The organism is Maribacter sp. MAR_2009_72 (genome assembly GCF_007827235.1).
Classification (GTDB): domain Bacteria; phylum Bacteroidota; class Bacteroidia; order Flavobacteriales; family Flavobacteriaceae; genus Maribacter; species Maribacter sedimenticola.
Genome location: NZ_VISB01000001.1, coordinates 706,485 through 727,510 on the forward strand (window position 1 = coordinate 706,485; position 21,026 = coordinate 727,510).

Sequence of the window (21,026 nt, forward strand, 5' to 3'; positions counted from 1 at the left end):
AGGTTATATATTCGTTTGACGAGTAAAATTACATAAATATAATGAGTAAAGATATAGTACAAATATTTGACACGACATTAAGAGATGGAGAACAGGTCCCTGGCTGCAAGTTGGACATGGACCAAAAATTGGTCATCGCTGAGCGTCTAGATTTATTGGGCGTTAATATCATCGAAGCCGGTTTCCCTGTTTCAAGTCCGGGTGATTTTAAATCTGTCGAAGCCATAGCAAAACTCGTTAAAAATGCTACCGTTTGCGGATTGACCAGAGCGGTAAGGAAAGATATTGAAGTGGCCGCAGAGGCGTTAAAACATGCCAAGACACCAAGAATACATACAGGTATAGGTACATCTGACTCACATATAAAATATAAGTTCAATTCTAACAGGGATGCCATTATAGAACGCGCTGTTGCAGCGGTCAGCTATGCCAAGACTTTTGTAGAGGATGTTGAGTTTTACGCTGAAGATGCAGGAAGAACGGACAATGAATTTTTGGCACGTGTTTGCGAAGCCGTTATAAAAGCAGGTGCTACAGTACTTAACATACCAGATACAACAGGTTACTGCCTTCCGGAGGAATATGGCGGCAAAATCAAATATTTAAAGGAAAACGTAAGGGGAATAGAAAAGGCAATACTTTCATGTCATTGTCATAATGACCTGGGCCTAGCTACGGCAAACTCCATAGCGGGCGTTATGAACGGTGCCAGGCAGATAGAATGTACCATTAATGGTATTGGGGAGCGTGCAGGTAATACTTCCTTAGAAGAAGTAGTGATGATTATGCGCCAGCATCCGGACCTTAACCTAGATACCACCATAAACAGCAAGCTTCTTTATGATACCAGTAAAATGGTTTCCAATAAAATGGGGATGATGGTTCAGCCCAACAAAGCTATCGTAGGGGCCAATGCATTTGCACATAGTTCCGGTATTCATCAAGATGGTGTTATCAAAAACAGGGAAACTTATGAAATCATGGATCCCTCTGATGTAGGTGTAACGGAATCATCCATTGTGCTTACCGCACGGAGCGGAAGGGCCGCTTTGGCCTATAGAGCCAAGATTGTAGGTTATGAACTGACCAAAACCCAATTGGATACCGTGTATGAAGAATTTTTGGCCTATGCAGATTCAAAAAAAGAGGTCAAGGACGAGGATATTCACCAAATTGTTGAAACCTCAAAAATAGATTTACAACGTATTAGTTAATTATGCATTTAAATATCGCGGTATTGGAAGGTGATGGTATTGGGCCCGAAGTCGTAGCCCAATCCATTAAATGCCTACGTTCTGTTGAAGAAACCTTTGGCCATAGCTTTACTTTTAAAAAAGGGTTAATAGGCGCTACTGCGATAAAAAAAACAGGCACCCCACTACCCGATGAAACATTGGAAATCTGTAAAAATACCGATGCCACCCTATTTGGGGCTTTGGGCTTGCCAGAATTTGATGATAATCCTAAAGCCAAGGTTTGGCCGGAGCAAGGCCTGTTAAAATTACGAAAGGAGCTTGGCCTTTTCGCAAATATTAGACCCGTAAAGGTATTTCCCTCTCTCGTAAAGCAATCTCCGCTGCCCAAAAAAAGTGTAAAGGATACGGACCTGGTCATTTTTAGGGAATTATCAGGAGGCATATATTATGGGGACAAAGCCGTAGGCAACGACCAAAGTTCAGCCACGGATACCTGCACATATACCGAAGCGGAAATTAGTAGAATAGCACATTTAGCCTTTAAATCAGCACGTTCAAGAAAGAAGAAAGTTACCTTGGTAGACAAGGCCAATGTATTGGAAACTTCAAGATTGTGGCGCAGAGTGGTCCATTCTATTTCGGAGAGCTACCCAGATGTTACTTTAGATTGCCTTTTTATTGACAATGCCGCAGTGCAGATGATCTTGAATCCATCTCAATTCGATGTTATACTTACGGACAACATGTTTGGCGACATCCTTTCCGATCAAGGAAGTGTAATTGCCGGATCCATAGGTTTGTTACCGTCAGCCTCCGTAGGACTGGAATACGCTATGTTTGAGCCTATTCACGGTTCATATCCAGATGCAAAAGGTAAGAATATTGCCAACCCTGTCGCATCTATTTTAAGTATGGCCATGTTATTGCAACATTTTAAGATGGATGAAGAATCAGATGCTGTAGTGGCTGCCGTTTTGAAATCGTTTTCTAAAAAAATCGTTACTCCGGATATTATGGGAAGTTCCAAATATGGAACAAATTACGTAGGTGATTTCATAGCGGACAACATCATGGAACTGGATGGCACCTTTACCATGAACGATGAAAATATAGGTTTAGGCAAATCTACTATCATTTAATCATTACTCTTGTAGCAATTGGTCAATAAACCCGTTAAATTCCTTTTTAAATTCCAAAAATTTATCACCCGTTGCAGGACCGTTGAATCCGGTATGAATTTTTCTTACATCACCTTTTTTATCAATAAATATGGTAGTTGGGTAGGATAATACATGATTAAGCATAGGTAGTTTTTTCTGGGCCTCTGCCTTATCATAAGAACCATATTGCGCTAATAAAATAGGATACCTTACCCCTATCCTATCCGTAAGACGCTCAATTGCCTTAATAGCCTTCTCCTTTGTCTTGGCAGATTCAAATGCCAAACCAATAATTGCAACATCCTCATTGGGGTTTTGCTCAAGGTAATTCACCAAAAACTTTGTCTCATCCAAGCAATTGGGGCACCATGTTCCCATTAACTGTACAATGACCACCTTATCCTTAAATTGGTCATCTGCCAAAGAAACCGTAACCCCGTTAATATTTGGAAATTCAAACGCCAATTGATCATATCCCTCTTTTATAAAAGTTAATGAATCTGGACTTGGTAAATCAAAACCTTCATTTCTACTCGCAATAAAAGGTTCCTTAAAATGATTCCCGGAATAAAATATACCGTTCATACTAGAATCCGTAACCTTTGCGGTAAACAAGAAGGCATGAGCCCCATCAAATGCGGAAAGTTTTAACGAGTCCCCGTCTACGACACCGTCCAAATATCTATAATCTCCAGTCGTAGTTCTAAAAGTACCTGTAACCTTATTATCTTCTTGCAAGAATATACCTTTACCCAGATAACCATCATCCGTATGGGGACTAAAATAGGTTTCCCATATGCCGGATACATTTTTTTTGCTGGAATTTTTTATTGAAAAACGCTCTTCTTCTCCATATACGGCCTTAAACGGTACTATTCTGTCCAAACTTTCCTTAACGAAAGAACCGGTTATTGAAGAATTGGTAAACGTCCCTGCCAAATATCCCTCAAACACAGGGGTCTGCATTATAATTGAATCTCCAAAAATCTTTATTTCATCTACTTCAATCACTTCATCCGCATTAAGGATTTTCATGATATATTCCCCATTCTCACCCTTATTCACTTTAAGATTAAACGGTAGTAGTTGGTTATCCATTACTTCCAATTCTACACGCCAGATTCCTTCGTTCAAACTTGCATCCTGTACTTGCTCCTTACAGGATATTATCAACATACAAAAAATCAAGATTCTTACACCTATTTTCATCACAATACATTTACGGCCCGAAATAACGATATATAACCCACAATTAAAAATTAAAAGAAACACTTATCTCCATATTGAATGTCTACGGGCATTGTTTTATCTTTGCGCCCTTAAATGATTTGAATGAAAATATCATACAACTGGTTAAAACAGTTCATTAAAATAGATTGGGAATCTGATGAAACCGCTGAACTATTGACCGATTTAGGACTTGAGGTTGAAGGTGTCGAAAAATTTGAATCTGTTAAAGGAGGGCTAAAAGGAGTGGTCGTAGGCCATGTCCTTAGCTGTGAAAAACATACCAACGCGGACAAGTTGAATGTTACCATGGTAGATATAGGCTTGGAAGCACCCCTACAAATAGTTTGTGGCGCAAGTAATGTCGCGGCAGGGCAAAAAGTACCTGTTGCTACCATAGGTACTACATTATATACCCCAGAAGGAGAAGCCTGGACTATAAAAAAGGGAAAAATACGAGGAGAGGAAAGTCACGGTATGATTTGCGCCGAAGACGAATTAGGATTGGGCACAAGCCATGAAGGCATTATGGTATTGGATAAAAATTTAAAGGTAGGTACGCCTTGTGCGGAGCTATTTGATATTGAGCTGGATGAAATCTTTGAAATTGGACTAACTCCCAATCGTGCAGATGCCATGAGCCATTTTGGAGTGGCAAGAGACCTAAAGGCCGGTCTAAAACAAAAAGAAATTACCAAGGAACTGATTACACCTTCTACCAGTCATTTTAACATAAACGATCGTTCGTTAAAAATTGACGTAGATGTAAAGGATTCTTCTTTGGCCCCTAGATACTGCGGGGTTACGCTAAGCAATTTAATTGTACAGCCTTCTCCTACTTGGCTACAAAATAGGCTTAAATCCATAGGATTGACACCTAAGAACAATGTCGTAGATGCTACTAATTATGTATTGCACGAATTAGGTCAGCCCTTACATGCTTTTGATGCCGCAAAAATAAAAGGACATAAAATTGTTGTTCAGACCATGCCCAAAGGCACCAAGTTTACAACGTTAGATGGTGTAGAAAGAACCTTACATGAAGATGATCTAATGATATGTGATTCCAAAAATCCACTTTGCCTGGCAGGTATTTTTGGTGGATTGGATTCCGGTGTTACCGAGAGTACAACCTCTATATTTTTAGAAAGTGCTTATTTTAATCCGGTGGCTATCCGGAAATCTGCAAAGAGACATGGATTAAATACGGATGCATCGTTTAGGTTTGAACGCGGTATTGATATTGAAAATGTTGAATACAGCCTTAAACGAGCCGCTTTGCTCATAAAGGATATTGCCGGCGGCGAAATAACATCAGATATTATTGACCTGTACCCCAATAAAGTCACCAATTTTGAAGTATTCCTGGCCTTTGAAAAAATAAATAAATTAATAGGGCAAGATATTCCGCAGGATACCATTAAATCCATTTTGGCATCACTTGATATTAAAGTAAAGAACGTTACCGAAGCTGGTATGGGGCTTGAAGTACCTTCCTACAGAGTGGATGTTCAGCGCCAAGTTGATGTCATCGAAGAAATTTTACGGGTATACGGATATAACAATATTGCTTTTGGTAATAAATTAAATGCCTCTATAGCTACCACTTCTCCTACAGAGGACCATATTATTCAAAATACAATAGGCAACCTTTTGGCATCTAAGGGCTATTATGAAATACTTACCAATAGCCTTACCAATCCAAATTATGCCGAGCTGTTGCAAACAAATGACAGCCAAACGGAATCCGTACAGATCATTAACCCCCTGAGTGGAGATTTATCAGTACTTAGACGAGCTTCCTTATTTTCTGCCCTAGAAACGGCCAATTATAATATCAATAGAAAAAGAGGAAATCTTAAATTATTTGAATTTGGTAAAACGTATTTATCCAAAGAAAATAAACGCATAGAAAATAAATACCTCAGTATTCTTTTATGCGGAAACACCTTACCAGAAAGTTGGACCAGCAAACCTGTTGCAACCAATTTTTTTGAATTAAAAACAATTGTAGAAACCATTCTTACCCGTTTGGGACTTAGTGACCTAAAAAGTTTGCCAACGGAATCCAATTTATTCTCCGAAGGCCTTTCTTTATTTTATAAGAAAAACAATCTAGTTTCTTTTGGGTTGGTCAAAAAAACCATTCTTAAACAATTTGATATTAAACAGGATATCTTATTTGCCGATTTTAATTGGGACGTAATCCTGAAACAGTTGAGCAATACTCCAGTGCTATACAAAGAGATTCCTAAATACCCAGAAGTTAAGAGGGATTTTGCTTTGTTGCTCGATCAGAAAACTACGTATAAAGAGCTTTATGAATTGGCTGAGAGCGTAGAGCGCAAATACTTAAAGGATATTTCTCTTTTTGATGTCTATGAAGGTGCTAACTTACCGGAGGGCAAAAAATCCTATGCAGTCAGTTTCACCCTCCAAGATGATAAGAGTACACTGACGGATAAGCAGATAGAGAAAATAATGAGCAAGCTTCAAAAAAATTACGAACAAAAACTAGGAGCAAGTTTACGGTAATCAGTAAATCCGTATAGGTAGAAAGACGGCATCTATCTCATGAATAACCCCATTAGATTGGGTGGAATCTGCCCGTACAATTGTAGCTTTGTTCCCAGCATTATCGGTGAGGACAATATCAATGCCATTCATGGTAGCCGTTATCTTTTCTCCCAAGATCGTGGTAAACCTTGCTACACCATTACCCCTACACATGGCCCTAAGAATTGAAGATGCAGAAAAATTCCCCGCAATGATATGGTATGAAAGTACATCTCTTAAAACTTTACTGTTTTTAGGGTCCAATAGTTTATCCGCCGTTAACTTGGGCAATTTTTTAAAAGCTGTATTTGATGGTGCAAACACCGTAAATTCCCCATCATAGGCCAAAACCTTATCCAAATGGGTAGACTTTAATATGGAGGAAAGTGTAGAATAGTTTTCAAAGCTTGCCGTACGCTCCTCTATGGTCTTTTTTGACACAATTAATTTAGAAGGCAATTGCTCCATAGGGAGCTTGATCAAGGATGTTTGCGCGTTTGCATAAATACCTAACATTAGGGTGCACAATGACATGCACAATGTCAATCTTTTCATATAGTAAGTTCAATTAGGGCTCAAATAATTAAAATCGATGAAATGCACGATTTATCCGTCAATATACAACATAGACAATGTTATACCTATCCAAAATAAGTCAAATCATCAATTTAACAAAATATTAACATTTTTTAAGATTAAACAAAATTTCAACAATCTCATTAATTGGCTAACTTTGAGAGGATTGCTAAAGAAAGAGATATGTTATTACCTAAAACAGACCTTGAAAAAAAATTACACAAAGCCAAGTTTAAGCGTATACAATCAGAAGAAAACCTACTTGATAACGTATTAGAAATTTTCTCTCAAGTAGATGAAGATTTTGACCGTATTGAGACCAACGTATCTTCATCCTCAAAAATGTTACAAAATGATTTTAAGTTAAATGAATTGAAACTTGAAAACATTTATCACATTGAGGATATAAAAAACATTTGTATAGATTACCGCTTACGCTTTTTGGATACCAAATATTTTAAAGGAAAACTACCGGTTGAAGCCCTCTCCAAAATAAAACAATTGGAAAATTTACATCAAACGGAAATTAAAGGTTTTAAAATTATAGCTCCATCCAAACTATTTAAATTGGAAGACAAGGATGATCCTTTACTTTTTGCCCCAATAGGCAATGGCTATTTTTATTTAATTCATAAATGGGGCAATGACCTACACCCCATGAGAAAGTTATTGATGTGGCCGTTTAAAAACATAGTGAATTTAGCGGTTCTTGTACTAATGATCAGTTATGTAGCCACATTGATGATTCCCAATGGTCTTTTCTCAAAATCCAGTACTAATGCCCAATTTTGGATCATGTATTTTTTTGTGTTCAAGTGTATTGCTGCAGTAGTTATTTTTTATGGCTTTGCCCTGGGTAAAAATTTCAATCCGGCCATTTGGAACAGCAAATATTTTAATAGTTAATATTCATTGCTATTTCACAAAAATGCTTTGCGGAACACCTTCTAAATCTATATGATCAATTAGCTTAAAATCTGGAGTTATACCGACTCTTAAAATTCCCCCATGTTGCAATTGGTTCTTTTTCTGATAGCCTATCAGGATAAAACCATTGGCATCATCGTAACCAATTGCGGTCGTAGCTCCGATATTATATTTGACATCCATCTCTGACTCCGTTAAAAAATTTTCGAACAGATAAACTACCGTACTGTTTCGTTCAAAATTATATATGGCGGGTACCGTATTGACAACAGCGGACGATTCCGTCTTTTGATAATAGATTTGGCCGGAACTATCCATGTACACATCTTTTGCCGTTAAAAACCCCGGTTCGGTACCTTTGCCGTACATGGTGTAGGTCTTATCCAAACTTACAGGATCTAAGGTGGTGTGCAACTCTGGGTAAGCCACAATGACCTGATTACTGTGATTTCTTAACAGTTTGGCTGCATCTTTCCCCATATCCAATTCCGTTAGTTGGCCTTTTGATTCTTCGTCAATAACTGTTAAGTAATATGCATTATCTACATATTCATTAGCGGTCAATACAAATAACCTTCCTGTAGAAGGTATCATATCCACAGGTTTTTTATCCAACATAACATCTACGAACGAAGCCTGACCACCCGTCCTTGAAATGGACCGTATAGCGAATTGGTCATTCTTGCCGGCCAATTCCTGTATATAGGCTATATATATTGCATTTTCAGTATAAGCAATAGCAGTAACTTCAATATCACATGGATTTATATCGGTAAATGCGGTTATGACAAAGGAATTATCATTTTGTGCGTTGAACACTTGAACAAAGGCTTGACAATTATTGGTATAATAATAACCTATACTTTGTTGGCCCCTATAGTTTTGGGTAGTATTAGGAATCTTTTCAAATCCCGCGGATTCTTCCTTTAGTTCCATACCATCTTCCGCAGCGGCCAAATTCACTGCAGATGTACGGCCATCCTTTTCCAAAATAACAGTATAATCGGCATCGAATAAGGAAGAAGGCTCTTCCGTATCAATATTGGTAACCGTATCACAAGCTAGGATACTTAGGGCCATACCAATATAGGCCACATAATTGTAGGTTTTCATAAAACATTGATTTGGGTTAATCTATTTTATGCTTAAACAGCGTACATCTTATTACGTTGCTCCTTTAATGCCTTGTCAGACATATATTCATCAAACGTAGAATACCTATCAATGTTGCCCTTAGGAGTTAATTCTATAATCCTGTTTGCAACCGTTTGGGCAAATTCATGATCATGGGTAGTAAACAGTACCGTTCCCTTAAAATTCTTTAGCGAGTTATTGAATGCCGTAATACTTTCCAGATCTAAATGGTTGGTAGGTTCGTCCAACATTAACACATTGGCCCTTAACAACATCATTCTACTAAGCATACAGCGTACTTTTTCTCCTCCGGAAAGAACCGTACATTTCTTTAATGCCTCTTCTCCACTGAATAACATTTTACCAAGAAATCCTCTAATATATACTTCTTCTCGCTCTTCCTCGGTTTTGGCATACTGTCTTAACCAATCTACAAGATTTATGTTTTCGTTAAAAAATTCAGCATTATCTGCCGGAAGATAGGATTGTGTAGTGGTAACACCCCATTGAAAAGATCCCTTATCCGCCTTTTTGTTCCCGTTTATAATTTCATAAAAAGCTGTTGTAGCCCTTGAATCCCTTGAAATTACAGCAATTTTATCCCCTTTGGCGAGATTTATATTGATATTGTTAAACAACAATTCTCCTTCATCCGTAGAAGCGGAAAGTCCTTCTACCTGTAAAATCTGATCGCCGGCCTCTCGTTCCCTATCAAAGATAATTGCCGGATATCTTCTACTAGAAGGCTTAATATCATCTACCTTTAATTTGGACAACATCTTCTTACGAGATGTAGCTTGTTTACTTTTAGCTACGTTGGCACTAAAACGTGCAATAAACTCTTGCAACTCCTTGGCTTTCTCTTCAGATTTCTTATTCTGTTGTGCTCTTTGGCGGGCTGCCAATTGGCTACTCTCATACCAAAATGTGTAGTTACCCGAGTATAGATTAAGTTTTCCAAAATCAATATCCCCAATATCCGTACACACCGTATCCAAAAAGTGACGGTCATGCGACACTACGATCACTGTATTTTCATAATCTGCCAAAAAGTTCTCTAGCCAACTAATTGTTTCATAATCCAGATCATTGGTAGGCTCATCCATAATCAATACATCCGGATTTCCAAATAAGGCCTGTGCCAAAAGTACCCTTACCTTTAATTTGGAATCAAGTTCCGACATCAACGTATAATGATATTCTTCATTGATTCCTAAATTGGAAAGTAAAGCCGCGGCATTGCTATCCGCGTTCCATCCGTTCATTTCTTCAAAGCTAACCTGCAGCTCCCCTATCCTATCTGCATTCTTATCATCATAATCAGCATAAAGTGCATCTATTTCCTTTTTAATTTCATACAAAGGCTTATTACCCATTACCACGGTTTCCAATACGGTATAGGCATCGGCAGAATTATGGTTCTGCTCCAAAATGGACATTCTTTTACCTGGCTCTAGATGAACATGGCCGGAAGTAGGTTCAATTTGTCCTGCAAGAATCTTTAAGAATGTAGATTTACCTGCACCATTGGCACCAATGATACCATAACAGTTTCCTTGGGTGAAAGCAACGTTTACTTCATCGAACAACACCCTTTTTCCAAATTGTACAGAAAGATTAGATACAGAAAGCATAATAACAGTAATTTAAAAATCCGTGCAAAAATACAGAATAAATAAGCTTTTTCAAGTATGTAAAGCATCTATTTCCATTAAGTTATTATACTTTCAACTTCACAATATTTAACTAGCCGTTAACAGCTACCAGCCCTTACGTTCCTTATTTTTGGAATGTATCAGTCCCTAATACCATATGATTAGAATTCTACTCTGTACAATTGTACTTTTTTCTGTAGCCTGCACCTCTTCCAAAAAGGATTCGGAAACCGTTCTATTCGCAGGCGAAATCGTAAACCCTACCAGTGACCAAGTAGTACTTTTTAAGGGCGGGGAAAAAATTGATTCTGCCAAACTGGACGGTAAGAATAGATTTAAATTCAATTTGGCCAATATAGAAAATGGTCTTTACCATTTTAACCTTGCTCCCGAGTACCAGTATGTATATCTAGAAAAAGGAGATAGTTTAATGGTTAGGCTCAACACCATTTATTTTGATGAATCCTTAGTGTTTTCCGGAACAAACGAGGAGCTTAACAATTTTCTTTTGGAATTGTTTTTATCTGCAGAAGAGGAAGATAGAACAATGTACGCTGAATACTATGAAATGGAACCTCAGGAATTTCTTTCCAAAATTTCAAGTCTTAAGAATGATAAGTTAAAACGATTGAACGAACTAAGAGCAGAAACTGCCATTTCTGATGATGGCTATGAACTTTTGGCCGGTAATATTGAATATACGTACAATAGGTATAAGGAAATTTATCCTTTTCAACATAGAAGAAAAACTGCAGAGGAAAATATACATGAACTCCCAAAAGGTTTTTATGCCTACCGTAACACCATTGATTACAACAATAAGAATTTTACCTACCTAAGACCCTATTACGATTTCATGAAGGCCCATTTTGGCAATATGTCCTATATGAACTGTATAAAAGGCTGCGAAAATAGAAACTTTAATACCAGCAAACATTTACATTTTAACAAGCACAAACTGCAATTAATCGACAGTCTTGTTATGGAGAAGGAATTAAGGGATAATTTGTTCAGAAATGTGGCTTTTGACTATCTTTTAAAAAGAAAGGACAAACCTGAGTACAATGAAATGTTCTTGAATGAATTTAAAACGGTCTCCAAAAACAACATGCATATAGAGGAGATTGAAAATCTATACCAAGGAATAGCTAACCTACAGCCTTCAAAGGTCATACCTAATTTAAGCGTTGCTTCATTTGATAATGAAACCAGAACACTGTCAGAGATTGGAAAGAACAAAAAGGTAATGTTCTATTTTTGGTCAGGAAACAATAAAAAACAATACCAAGAAATTTTTAAAAGAGTAGCGGAACTAAAGGACAAAAAACCTGACCACGAATTTGTAGGTATCAACATTAGGACGGACTACAGCGATTGGAAGGTGATTTTAAAAAACCTAGGTGTGGACACCCAATCTCAATACCATACGGATAATTATAAAGAATTTACTGAAACATTGGTTATCTACCCTATGAACAAGGCCATAATAACCAATAATGGTGTAATAGTAGACGGTTTTTCCAACATTTATTATAATTGAATTTAAATCCGGTATTCTTCCGGTATATCCTTAATTGGCGCTGTGCCGCTCCAATAATCTTTCAAACCAAAGACCCGGCAAAACACTTTTAAGGGTCAATGATAGTTTTTGAATAAAAGACCCAACCTTGTAATGGGGCCTAGGATTTTTTGTTTCAATAATTTTAGCAATCTTTCTGCCAACATTACGTGGATCGCCACCACCGTCCACATCTTGGTCAATAGATTCCAATGTGCTTTGATACTTTTCTTTATAAGGAGAGTTTTCAAATACAGGAGTGTGATACCTCCCTGAAGCTATATTAGTTGCAAAATCCCCTGGTGCCAAAGTGGTAAATTTCACCCCAAAAGGTTTGGTCTCCATTCTGTAACTTTCAGTTACCAATTCCAAAGCTGCCTTACTTGCAGAATAAATACCCCTATAAGGTAATCCCATATAACCGGCTATTGAAGTAATATTGATTATTAAACCATGTTGCTGACGACGCATTATAGGCAAAACTTCATTGATGACACTGAGAGGACCGTTAAAATTAGTAGCAAAGGCCTTAATAATTTCCTCTTGAGGAGTTTCTTCCATAGGTCCGGTAATACCCACTCCGGCATTGTTTATCAAAACATCCAAGGTATCTTCCTTTTCCATTAGCGTTGAAACCGCTTTAGCTATGGTAGCAGTGTTACGAACATCCATTTCCAAAAGTGGAAAATCTTTAAACAAGGGGTATTTTGACTTGTTACGTGTAGTGCCATAAACTTTATATCCTTGCTCTGTTAGATAAATGCCTACAGCCTTTCCTATTCCCGAAGAACCGCCTGTTATTAAAACTACTTTTGAATTCATTTTTCAGAAAAATAAGTGAATCAAAACCATATATAATTCTGGTTTTTAACAAGTTACCTTTTTAAAAATTATTTGAATATAAGGTACAAAAAAAGGCAAGCTACCTACATCGCACCGCTACGACCATATACCCTTGCTGCGTTCCCGCCCTGGGGGATTCTACAGGAGCTGGTCGTGTAGGACTTGCCAGCTGCAAATATACAATCTTTTAAATCTTTCACAATCCTTTTAGTTTCTAATTTTTATGAATTAAATTGCCTTCTCTAAACAGCAATTCTTACGTGCTGAAAATCAGTATAGAAACATAAATACCAAAATTTTTTAATGAGAATAGTTAAGATAATTTGCATAATTCTTATACCTAGCCTTTATATGGCATGTGGCAGTGGCAATCAAAAAGCATCGAATTTATTTGAAATCACCATTGATAAAAATGTAAAAAAAATTACACAATTTGATGAAATAGGTGTTACCATTAAAAATAAAAAAAATAAGGATATTAACCAGGTCACCTATAGTATAGACGGCAAAGATGTTCCACTTACCAACAATACTATTAAAATTGATGTATCCACTCTAGGAAATAAAACCCTTACCGCTAAAATTAATTCTGAAGGTGAAACCGTGGTAATCAATAAGAACATTAAAGTTTTTTCAGCAAAAGCTCCTGAAATATATACGTATACCATCATAAAGGAATATCCTCATGATACCGGTGCCTATACACAAGGATTGGAGTTCTTCAATGACACCCTATATGAAAGTACGGGTAAGAACGGAAAATCATTTTTAAGGAAATTAGATTTTTCAACTGGCAAGGTTTATGAACAAATAAATTTGGACGATAGTTATTTTGGAGAAGGCATTACCATTTTAAACGACAAAATTTATCAACTTACTTGGAAAAGCGGACTTGGATTTATTTATGACCTACACACCCTTAAGAAATTGGATAATTTCCAATATGGAAAAAGTCGTGAAGGATGGGGACTTGCCAATGACGGCAATATAATATTTAAGAGTGATGGAACGGAAAAGATTTGGTTCATAAACCCTAATACCATGACCGAGGAAGGTTATATTGAAACCGTTACCAATTCATCTATAGTAAATTCCGCAAATGAATTGGAATTTGTTGATGGAAAACTTTATGCCAATGTATATCAAAAGCCTAGTGTCATGATTATCAATAGTAATTCTGGTGCCATTGAAGGGGTTATTAATTTTAGCGGACTTAGTGATTTAATAACAAAATCGGCAGATTGGGACAAGGTAAATAATGTTTTGAACGGTATAGCTTATCATCCTGAACGGAAAACTTTTTTCGTTACCGGAAAATTCTGGGATAAAATGTTTGAAGTAAAAATCCAGAAAAAATAATATGGATGTATACAGGAAAGAACTTATAGTTTCTAAAGATGACCTGGATGACTTGAACCATGTTAACAATGTTCGTTATGTCCAATGGATTCAAGATATATCAAAAGAGCATTGGCAGCACAAAGCCCCCAATGAGCTGCAAGAAGAAGTAATTTGGGTAGTACTAAGTCACCATATTGAATACAAATCTGCGGCATTTTTAAATGACCCTATAGTCATGACAACTTTTATCAAGACGAGCACAGGAGCAAAATCTACCAGAATTGTAGAAATGATTCATGGAAAAACACAAAAGGTATTGGTTCTTGCACGTACGGAATGGTGTTTATTGAACAGCAAGACCAATAGGCCTATTAGGGTGTCCGATAAATTAAAGGATATTTTCCTTTAACTTGAAAAATATAACGGTTGTGCGAGTAAATTTACTTATTGTATTCTCTGCCATTATTGTCTTAATTTTTACTACTTCCTGTAGAAAAAATTTTGAATATTCCCCAAGTATGGGGCAATTGACCTTTTCCAAAGACACGGTTTTCCTAGATACCGTATTTACTAATATTGGCAGCAGTACATACACATTAAAAGTGTATAACCGCACTAAAGAGGATATGTTTATTCCTGAAATATCCTTAAGAAACGGCGCCGATAGTTATTATAGATTAAATGTGGACGGTGTGGCGGGTAAAGCATTTGACAATATTCCATTATACGCTCAAGACAGTCTGTATATACTAATTGAAACGACTATTGAGATTACGGATAATAGTAATGAAATTATATATACGGATGCCATTTTGTTTAATCAATCTCCTTTTCAACAATCCGTAGAATTGATCACTTTGGCAAAAGACGCCATTTTTTTGCATCCCAATAATTTAGGAAACCATGTAAACAATATCACTTTATATACCGATGAAAATGGTGAAGAAGTAAACGTAAACGGTTTTGAACTTAGTGAAGATTCGTTACATTTTACTGCCAATAAACCATATGTGATTTTTGGTTACGCCGTAGTACCTGAAGAAAAAGAACTTCAAATCGATGCTGGTGCAAGGGTATATTTTCACAACAATTCCGGTTTGGTCGTAAGGGAAAAAGCTCGTATTACAATTAATGGCAAATTGAGTGATGATGAGGATCGTTTAGAAAATCAAGTGATTTTTGAAGGAGACAGACTTGAACCTGCTTATAATGATATGCCCGGTCAATGGGGGACTATCTGGATAAGTAAAGGAAGTATTGGAAACACTATAGATTATCTGACCATTAAAAATGCGCAGATCGGATTATTTATTGAAGGGGAAGCAATTCAAAATACAGAATCACTGGTCATAAGAAATAGTCAGGTTTATAACAATGGTCAACATAATATCTGGGCCAAACAAGCAATTATAATAGCCGAAAACCTTGTTTTAGGTGGTGCAGGCTCTACCTCCTTGCAAATAGAAAACGGAGGCCACTATAGTTTTACGCATTGTACCATTGCCAATTATTGGAATAAAGGGTTTAGAATTGTACCAACCCTTACCGTTTCCAGTAGTTCCAGAAGTAATCCAGAACTTAATTTTGATTTAGTACAACTTGATTTTAAAAATAGCATCATTGATGGCAATACGGCATATGAACTAGAACTTACCCCATCTAATGATAAATTGTTCAACTTTAGTTTTCTAAATTGCCATATACAATATACGCAAGACCAACTACCCGCTGAGGATGGTCCGTTATATGATTTTTTAAATACGGAATATTTTTCCAACATCTATACGGGAGGAAATTTGGATTATTTTAAACCATCCAGCAATGATTTTAGAATAGGCCTGGATTCTTATATAATTGGTAAAGGCGACCAAAATATTGCCAACAATGTACCAAATGACCTACTAGGAACCTCCCGGACATTAACTTCAGATTTGGGTGCATATCAAGCAATAATCAAAGAAACGAGCGAATAACAAGCTTAAACTTGAAAGGTTTTTCTCTCACAAAGCCTATATATGTTGATTTTATCAAAAAGTCCTCCATTTTTATAAGGACATTCTTGGTCCGTAATTAGCTGGCTATAAGTAATTTCGTAGAAGACACTAATTTCTTTTGGATTACACGTACACCATAATAGATTCTGATGCTGTTTCCAATTTGCAGTTACATGCATTTTTGGATGAATATGGTGATTTTGAATGTATTAATACCACCACAAATCCCAATGATGGATTAAACGATATTTTAAAGTTTAGTCCAGATATCGTGTTTATCAACCTTAACCATGATTATGCTTCCATATTTTTAATGGTCATGGAAATACACCAATACGTAAATGAACTACCTATACTTATTGGTATAGCTACCTCCAAGGATTATGCCTATGATGCTATAAAAAATGGCTTCTTTGATTATTGGCTTCAACCCTTTAATGAATTTGACATTAGAAAATCATTATTAAAGTTGAAAAAGAGAATGCCAAAGGAGAAAGCACCCGCAACCTTGTGCTTAAAATCATATAACGATTTTCAGTATTTGAACACTAATGATATCCTTTATTTAAAAGCCGACAATAATACAACAGAGTTTTTTATGAAGGACGGCACCGTAACCAATGCCTATAAGACACTAAAAACCTTTGAAAATACGTTACCTAATAACTTTATACGTATTCACCAGAGTTATATCGTCAATACTGATTATGTTTCTAGGATAAATTTTGGAAAATCTATTTGCGCCCTAAAGACCGTCAACGAACAATTACCGTTCTCCAAAACGTATAGGGAAAATATGAACAACCTTAAGAAAGTATTGTCCAGAAATACACTAAGTTCCCTAAATTAACGAATTCTCTCAAAATCAGGTCATTTACTAGCAGATTCCACCTTTTCACTAAAGTGTGGAAAAACTTACTATTTAAGTGTTTAATGGATATTACTTTGGCAGTATAATAAACCAAAAACCCCTAAAAACACACAAAATGAAAAAAGTAACGAGTATTTTAGCAGTAGCAGTAATGGCGTTAGGAATGGCAACTTTTGTAATTGAGAATAGTGCCAATGAATTTGATTTTTTAAATGATATTTCCAAAGCTTTGGCTTGTTCTGATTGTTCAGCTGAATTGCCTCCTAGAGGTGGACAGTCTGGCGTAAGCTAGTCAGCTACTATTACCATATAAAAAGTCTTCAACCAACGGTTGAAGACTTTTTTTTTATACCTTGGTTTCAATAATATCCCATAAACCTATTTCTTGCTTAAAAAATACCTGCATACAATTCTAATCTTAATCTCACTTCAAGCTTGTACCAACTCGGATATTAAATTGGACGATAACGTTCCATCTACTAATAATGATAGCATTAGTATTTGGATTAAGGAGGGTCAAAGTATCAAGAACAACAATGATAAGAAACTACAATTACTGCAAAAAGCGGTACATTATGCCGACCAACAACCAATCGATACTGTAAAAGCCAAATACTATTCCCAATTATCCTTTAACCAAAGTTTTACCTTTGACAGTACACTCTTCCGTATAATCAACAAAAAAGCAATAAAACTAAATGAGAGAATCCAGGATTCTTTGTCCTTAGCTAATAGCTACTGGGATTTGGCTCTTTATTATGATAAATATGCCGTTCAGGATAGTGCATATTACGCATTTAACGAAGCTCAAAAAGTCTTTGAAAGACTCAATGAAATAGAATTATCTGGAAGGATATTGTTAGAAATGGCTAAAATTCAAATTGAAATAAAAGACTATATAGGAAGTGAATCAGCAATTATAAAAGCTATTGAACAATTTAAAAAAACGGGCAATACACTTTTCCTTTACCACAGCTATAACTTATTAGGTATTTTATCAGGTGCTTTGGGTGAGTATGACAATTCTCTTTCTTACTATAATGAAGCATTATATTATCTAAGTTTCTTAAATTTTAAAAATTACGAAGAAGCGCAAGTTATCAATAATATAGGGGTTCTATACAGAGATAAAAAAGAATACAAGAATGCAATTGAAAATTTTTTTAAAGTAATTACAACTAAAAACATATTACAGGACAAACCTAAGTTATATGCTATAGCGTTAAGCAATTTAGCAGCTTGCAAACTTTATAGCGAAGACACTTTAGGGGTAAAAAGCATTTTTAAGCGAGCAATTGACATTAAGACTAAAGAAGAACAAACTGCAAGCCTTGCCGGTTCTTATTTTAATTTTTCTGAATACTTAGTTTATTCTAAGGACACGTTAGCAGCTATAACAAGTGCCAAAAAAGCGGAAACTCTTTCATTGGAAAGTGAAAACCTTGAAATCCTACTTCAAACTTGGTCACTATTGGCGACTTTGGACAAAAAAAATTCAATAGATTATTTTGAAAAATATATTCAATTAGACGATAGTTTACAAAAAGAAGAGCGTAAACAACAAAACAAATTTGCACGTATCCGGTTTGAAACCGATGAATTTATTGCAGAAAATGTGGAGCTTGAAAGTGAAAAGAACATTCTTTCCAGACAACGCAGTATTTGGATTGCCATTGCAGGGGGGTTATTTTTATTAGGACTATCCATCTATATCATTATCACCCAACGTGCCAAAAACCAAAAACTTCGTTTTGACCAACAACAGCAGGCCAATAACCAGGAAATTTTTAACCTCATGCTTACTCAAAAACAAAAAGTTGATGAGGTTAAACGGCTGGAACAAAAAAGAATATCAGAAGAGTTACATGACGGCGTACTTGGTAAAATGCTGGGCGCTAGAATGATTTTGACCGGATTAAATAAACGTGTAACGGAAGAAGCCATTGCCGAAAAATCAAAGGCATTGGGCTCTCTCCAGGAAATTGAGAATGAGATCCGTTCAATTTCTCATGAACTGAGCCATACCGCTTACCAAAAGATCAACAACTTTACGGATTCTATAGAATCACTTTTAGATGCTGCTAAAAGAAATGTGGCCATTAATACTTTCTTTAAATTCAATGAAGATGAGGATTGGGATAGTTTGGACGGTGATATTAAAATCAATGCCTATAGAATTATCCAAGAAACGTTTCAAAATGCAATCAAGCATGCCCAATGCAGCATATTTGAAATAACTTTTCTTAGAACGGATGATGAATTTAAGATAATTATGAGTGATAATGGGGTAGGTTTTAAAAATGTAAAAGGCAAAAAAGGTATTGGTATCAGAAATATTACTTCTAGGATCAATAAGCTAAACGGTACGTGGAACATAGAATCCGCAAAAGGGAAGGGAACCACAATTACCTTAAGGATACCCATTAGAAATAAATCAAATAATTTTGATGATAATAATACTAGGTTTGAAAACGTTTAGTAACTTACAATAGCATAGAACAACCATAATGGATTCAACAGTAAGGATTTTAGCGGTAGATGATCATGAAATGACGACTTTAGGATATAAATATATCTTGGAAGATTCTGATTTTAATGATTTTAACGTAAAAGTTGAAATCGCAAAAAGTTTTGAAAAAGGTAAGGCTAAGATTGAACTATCAAAAAGAGCCATTCCCTATGATATCATTCTATTGGACATCCAGCTTTTCTCAGTAGAATCCAAAGACCCCAGAACTGGTATTGACCTTGGCATTTTAGCAAGAGAAGAAGTGCCTAAATCAAAAGTTGTATTTATGTCTTCATACAGTGACAATTACCGTATCAACAATATTTTTAAAAAAGTTAATCCGGACGGCTACATGGTAAAGTCAGAGATAGATGAACTTTCTTTGAAAAGTATGGTAGAGACCATTATGAAGAATTCATCTTATTATACTGCGAGTGCCTTGGCTGCCATAAGAAGAAGAATGTCCAGTGATATTGTAATCGATGATCAAGATCAAAAAATTCTTTATCATCTATCACAAGGAATCCATACCAGGGATATTGCCCCTTTGATCGGTTCTGCCAATACTACGGTCGAAGCTCGTAAAAGACAACTGAAAGCGTTATTTGATATAAAAAACGGCAACGATTTAGCATTAATCAACGAAGCCAAAAATCGTGGTTTTCTTTAAAAATCAACCACCTAAATTAAGTAATTGAATTACAGATAATTATGATTTATCTGTGTCATTTTATTATAATATCCTCCAAAATTATAAGGTTTTCCTAGTGTTATAAAATTGGGGAGAAAAGTATCTTTATAGAAAGAATGCTTTAAAAAATTGCTTATGCCTTTCAATTTTGAAAACTTTATCAATAATTCTAGATTAAAATTAGAATACAATAAAGAGATAATTGGCTTAGATGAATTTCTATCTACCCTAGAGTTTTATTACTTTTCTACAGTAAAATTAAAGAGTAAGAGTATAACCTCTAACGGAATAAATCTGGTACTGGAATTTGATTGTAACCTGGATTTAATGGAATTATTTTCACATTTCAATACCGGTAGATGGGGCAACAACCATAAAAACGAAGCACCTTTACAACACGGTTTGGAAGTACTTAATTTGAAAAACAAACTTGTAATAGATATAGATGAGCTTACAATTTCGTTAAATGATACCAGTATTGTAATTAAGCGCATCTATGACAAAAGTATTCCTACCCAAATCAATAATATTCTAAAACAGATTGCGTGTAATTATGTCTTTTTGACCAAGGGACTTACACAAAAACCTTATGAAATTTTTGTGCCCATTTTTGAAGAAAATTTGGAAAATTCTGAAATTTCAGATTCAGCCATAGATTTTGCCCCAAAGTCCTATTTAGAATTCTGGGGCATTTATCTTGATAAAGATGATGAGGCCTCTATTTATGACGTAATGCGTAATACTTACGTCAGCGGAGACCTTGAGTTCCTAACAGAATAAATGATCAT

General features: G+C 35.9%; 18 protein-coding genes and 1 other RNA gene. 13 read left to right on the forward strand and 6 right to left on the reverse strand.

The genetic code is table 11. The features are described 5' to 3' along the window. Positions 1-41: 41 nt before the first annotated feature. Positions 42-1,214, forward strand: coding sequence for a 2-isopropylmalate synthase (locus JM81_RS02995; RefSeq protein ID WP_144800637.1), 1,173 nt, complete (start codon positions 42-44; stop codon positions 1,212-1,214). Positions 1,215-1,216: 2 nt separating this feature from the next. Continuing rightward, positions 1,217-2,335 (forward strand): 3-isopropylmalate dehydrogenase, encoded by a 1,119-nt coding sequence (gene leuB / locus JM81_RS03000; protein ID WP_089260240.1) that lies wholly within the window; start codon positions 1,217-1,219, stop codon positions 2,333-2,335. 3 nt (positions 2,336-2,338) lie between these two features. Here the strand turns inward: leuB and JM81_RS03005 are convergent, their stop codons facing one another. Then, positions 2,339-3,565 (reverse strand): peroxiredoxin family protein, encoded by a 1,227-nt coding sequence (locus tag JM81_RS03005; protein WP_144800638.1) that lies wholly within the window; start codon positions 3,563-3,565, stop codon positions 2,339-2,341. A 123-nt stretch (positions 3,566-3,688) separates the two neighbouring features. Here JM81_RS03005 and pheT point away from each other — a divergent pair, with 123 nt between their 5' ends. Next, positions 3,689-6,118 (forward strand): phenylalanine--tRNA ligase subunit beta, encoded by a 2,430-nt coding sequence (pheT, locus tag JM81_RS03010; RefSeq protein ID WP_144800639.1) that lies wholly within the window; start codon positions 3,689-3,691, stop codon positions 6,116-6,118. Here the strand turns inward: pheT and JM81_RS03015 are convergent, their stop codons facing one another. After that, on the reverse strand, positions 6,119-6,694 hold the full coding sequence (locus JM81_RS03015) for a fasciclin domain-containing protein (RefSeq protein WP_144800640.1): 576 nt from the start codon (positions 6,692-6,694) through the stop codon (positions 6,119-6,121). 204 nt (positions 6,695-6,898) lie between these two features. Between JM81_RS03015 and JM81_RS03020 the strand changes: the two genes are divergently transcribed. Continuing rightward, positions 6,899-7,621 (forward strand): hypothetical protein, encoded by a 723-nt coding sequence (locus JM81_RS03020; RefSeq protein ID WP_144800641.1) that lies wholly within the window; start codon positions 6,899-6,901, stop codon positions 7,619-7,621. Positions 7,622-7,630: 9 nt separating this feature from the next. On the opposite strand, the gene JM81_RS03025 is transcribed toward JM81_RS03020, so the two are convergent. Together JM81_RS03025 and JM81_RS03030 are read right to left on the reverse strand one after the other, a co-directional pair. Continuing rightward, on the reverse strand, positions 7,631-8,755 hold the full coding sequence (locus JM81_RS03025) for a hypothetical protein (protein WP_144800642.1): 1,125 nt from the start codon (positions 8,753-8,755) through the stop codon (positions 7,631-7,633). Positions 8,756-8,787: 32 nt separating this feature from the next. Further along, positions 8,788-10,410, reverse strand: a complete 1,623-nt coding sequence (locus JM81_RS03030) for an ABC-F family ATP-binding cassette domain-containing protein (RefSeq protein ID WP_089260234.1) — start codon at positions 10,408-10,410, stop codon at positions 8,788-8,790. Positions 10,411-10,588: 178 nt separating this feature from the next. Between JM81_RS03030 and JM81_RS03035 the strand changes: the two genes are divergently transcribed. Next, on the forward strand, positions 10,589-11,971 hold the full coding sequence (locus JM81_RS03035; RefSeq protein WP_144800643.1) for a TlpA family protein disulfide reductase: 1,383 nt from the start codon (positions 10,589-10,591) through the stop codon (positions 11,969-11,971). A gap of 30 nt (positions 11,972-12,001) precedes the next feature. On the opposite strand, the gene JM81_RS03040 is transcribed toward JM81_RS03035, so the two are convergent. Then, complete coding sequence (locus JM81_RS03040) at positions 12,002-12,811, reverse strand: SDR family oxidoreductase (protein ID WP_144800644.1); 810 nt, start codon at positions 12,809-12,811, stop codon at positions 12,002-12,004. A 90-nt stretch (positions 12,812-12,901) separates the two neighbouring features. Further along, positions 12,902-13,000, reverse strand: an RNA gene (gene ffs, locus JM81_RS03045) — signal recognition particle sRNA small type. 135 nt (positions 13,001-13,135) lie between these two features. Between ffs and JM81_RS03050 the strand changes: the two genes are divergently transcribed. From JM81_RS03050 to JM81_RS03080, 8 genes are all read left to right on the forward strand, one after another. Further along, positions 13,136-14,191, forward strand: a complete 1,056-nt coding sequence (locus tag JM81_RS03050; RefSeq protein WP_144800645.1) for a glutaminyl-peptide cyclotransferase — start codon at positions 13,136-13,138, stop codon at positions 14,189-14,191. Between the two features lies 1 nt (position 14,192). Further along, entirely contained in the window at positions 14,193-14,582 is a 390-nt protein-coding gene (locus JM81_RS03055; protein WP_144800646.1) for an acyl-CoA thioesterase, read from the forward strand. Between the two features lie 19 nt (positions 14,583-14,601). Further along, positions 14,602-16,146, forward strand: a complete 1,545-nt coding sequence (locus JM81_RS03060; RefSeq protein ID WP_261374945.1) for a right-handed parallel beta-helix repeat-containing protein — start codon at positions 14,602-14,604, stop codon at positions 16,144-16,146. 139 nt (positions 16,147-16,285) lie between these two features. After that, positions 16,286-17,017, forward strand: coding sequence for a LytR/AlgR family response regulator transcription factor (locus JM81_RS03065; protein ID WP_144800647.1), 732 nt, complete (start codon positions 16,286-16,288; stop codon positions 17,015-17,017). 136 nt (positions 17,018-17,153) lie between these two features. Continuing rightward, positions 17,154-17,330 (forward strand): hypothetical protein, encoded by a 177-nt coding sequence (locus tag JM81_RS18380; protein WP_186435518.1) that lies wholly within the window; start codon positions 17,154-17,156, stop codon positions 17,328-17,330. Between the two features lie 93 nt (positions 17,331-17,423). Further along, a complete protein-coding gene (locus JM81_RS03070) occupies positions 17,424-19,517 on the forward strand; it encodes an ATP-binding protein (RefSeq protein WP_144800648.1) in 2,094 nt (697 codons plus the stop codon). A 28-nt stretch (positions 19,518-19,545) separates the two neighbouring features. Next, positions 19,546-20,217, forward strand: a complete 672-nt coding sequence (locus JM81_RS03075) for a response regulator transcription factor (RefSeq protein WP_089260226.1) — start codon at positions 19,546-19,548, stop codon at positions 20,215-20,217. Between the two features lie 156 nt (positions 20,218-20,373). Next, on the forward strand, positions 20,374-21,018 hold the full coding sequence (locus JM81_RS03080) for a hypothetical protein (RefSeq protein ID WP_144800649.1): 645 nt from the start codon (positions 20,374-20,376) through the stop codon (positions 21,016-21,018). Positions 21,019-21,026 lie beyond the last annotated feature (8 nt).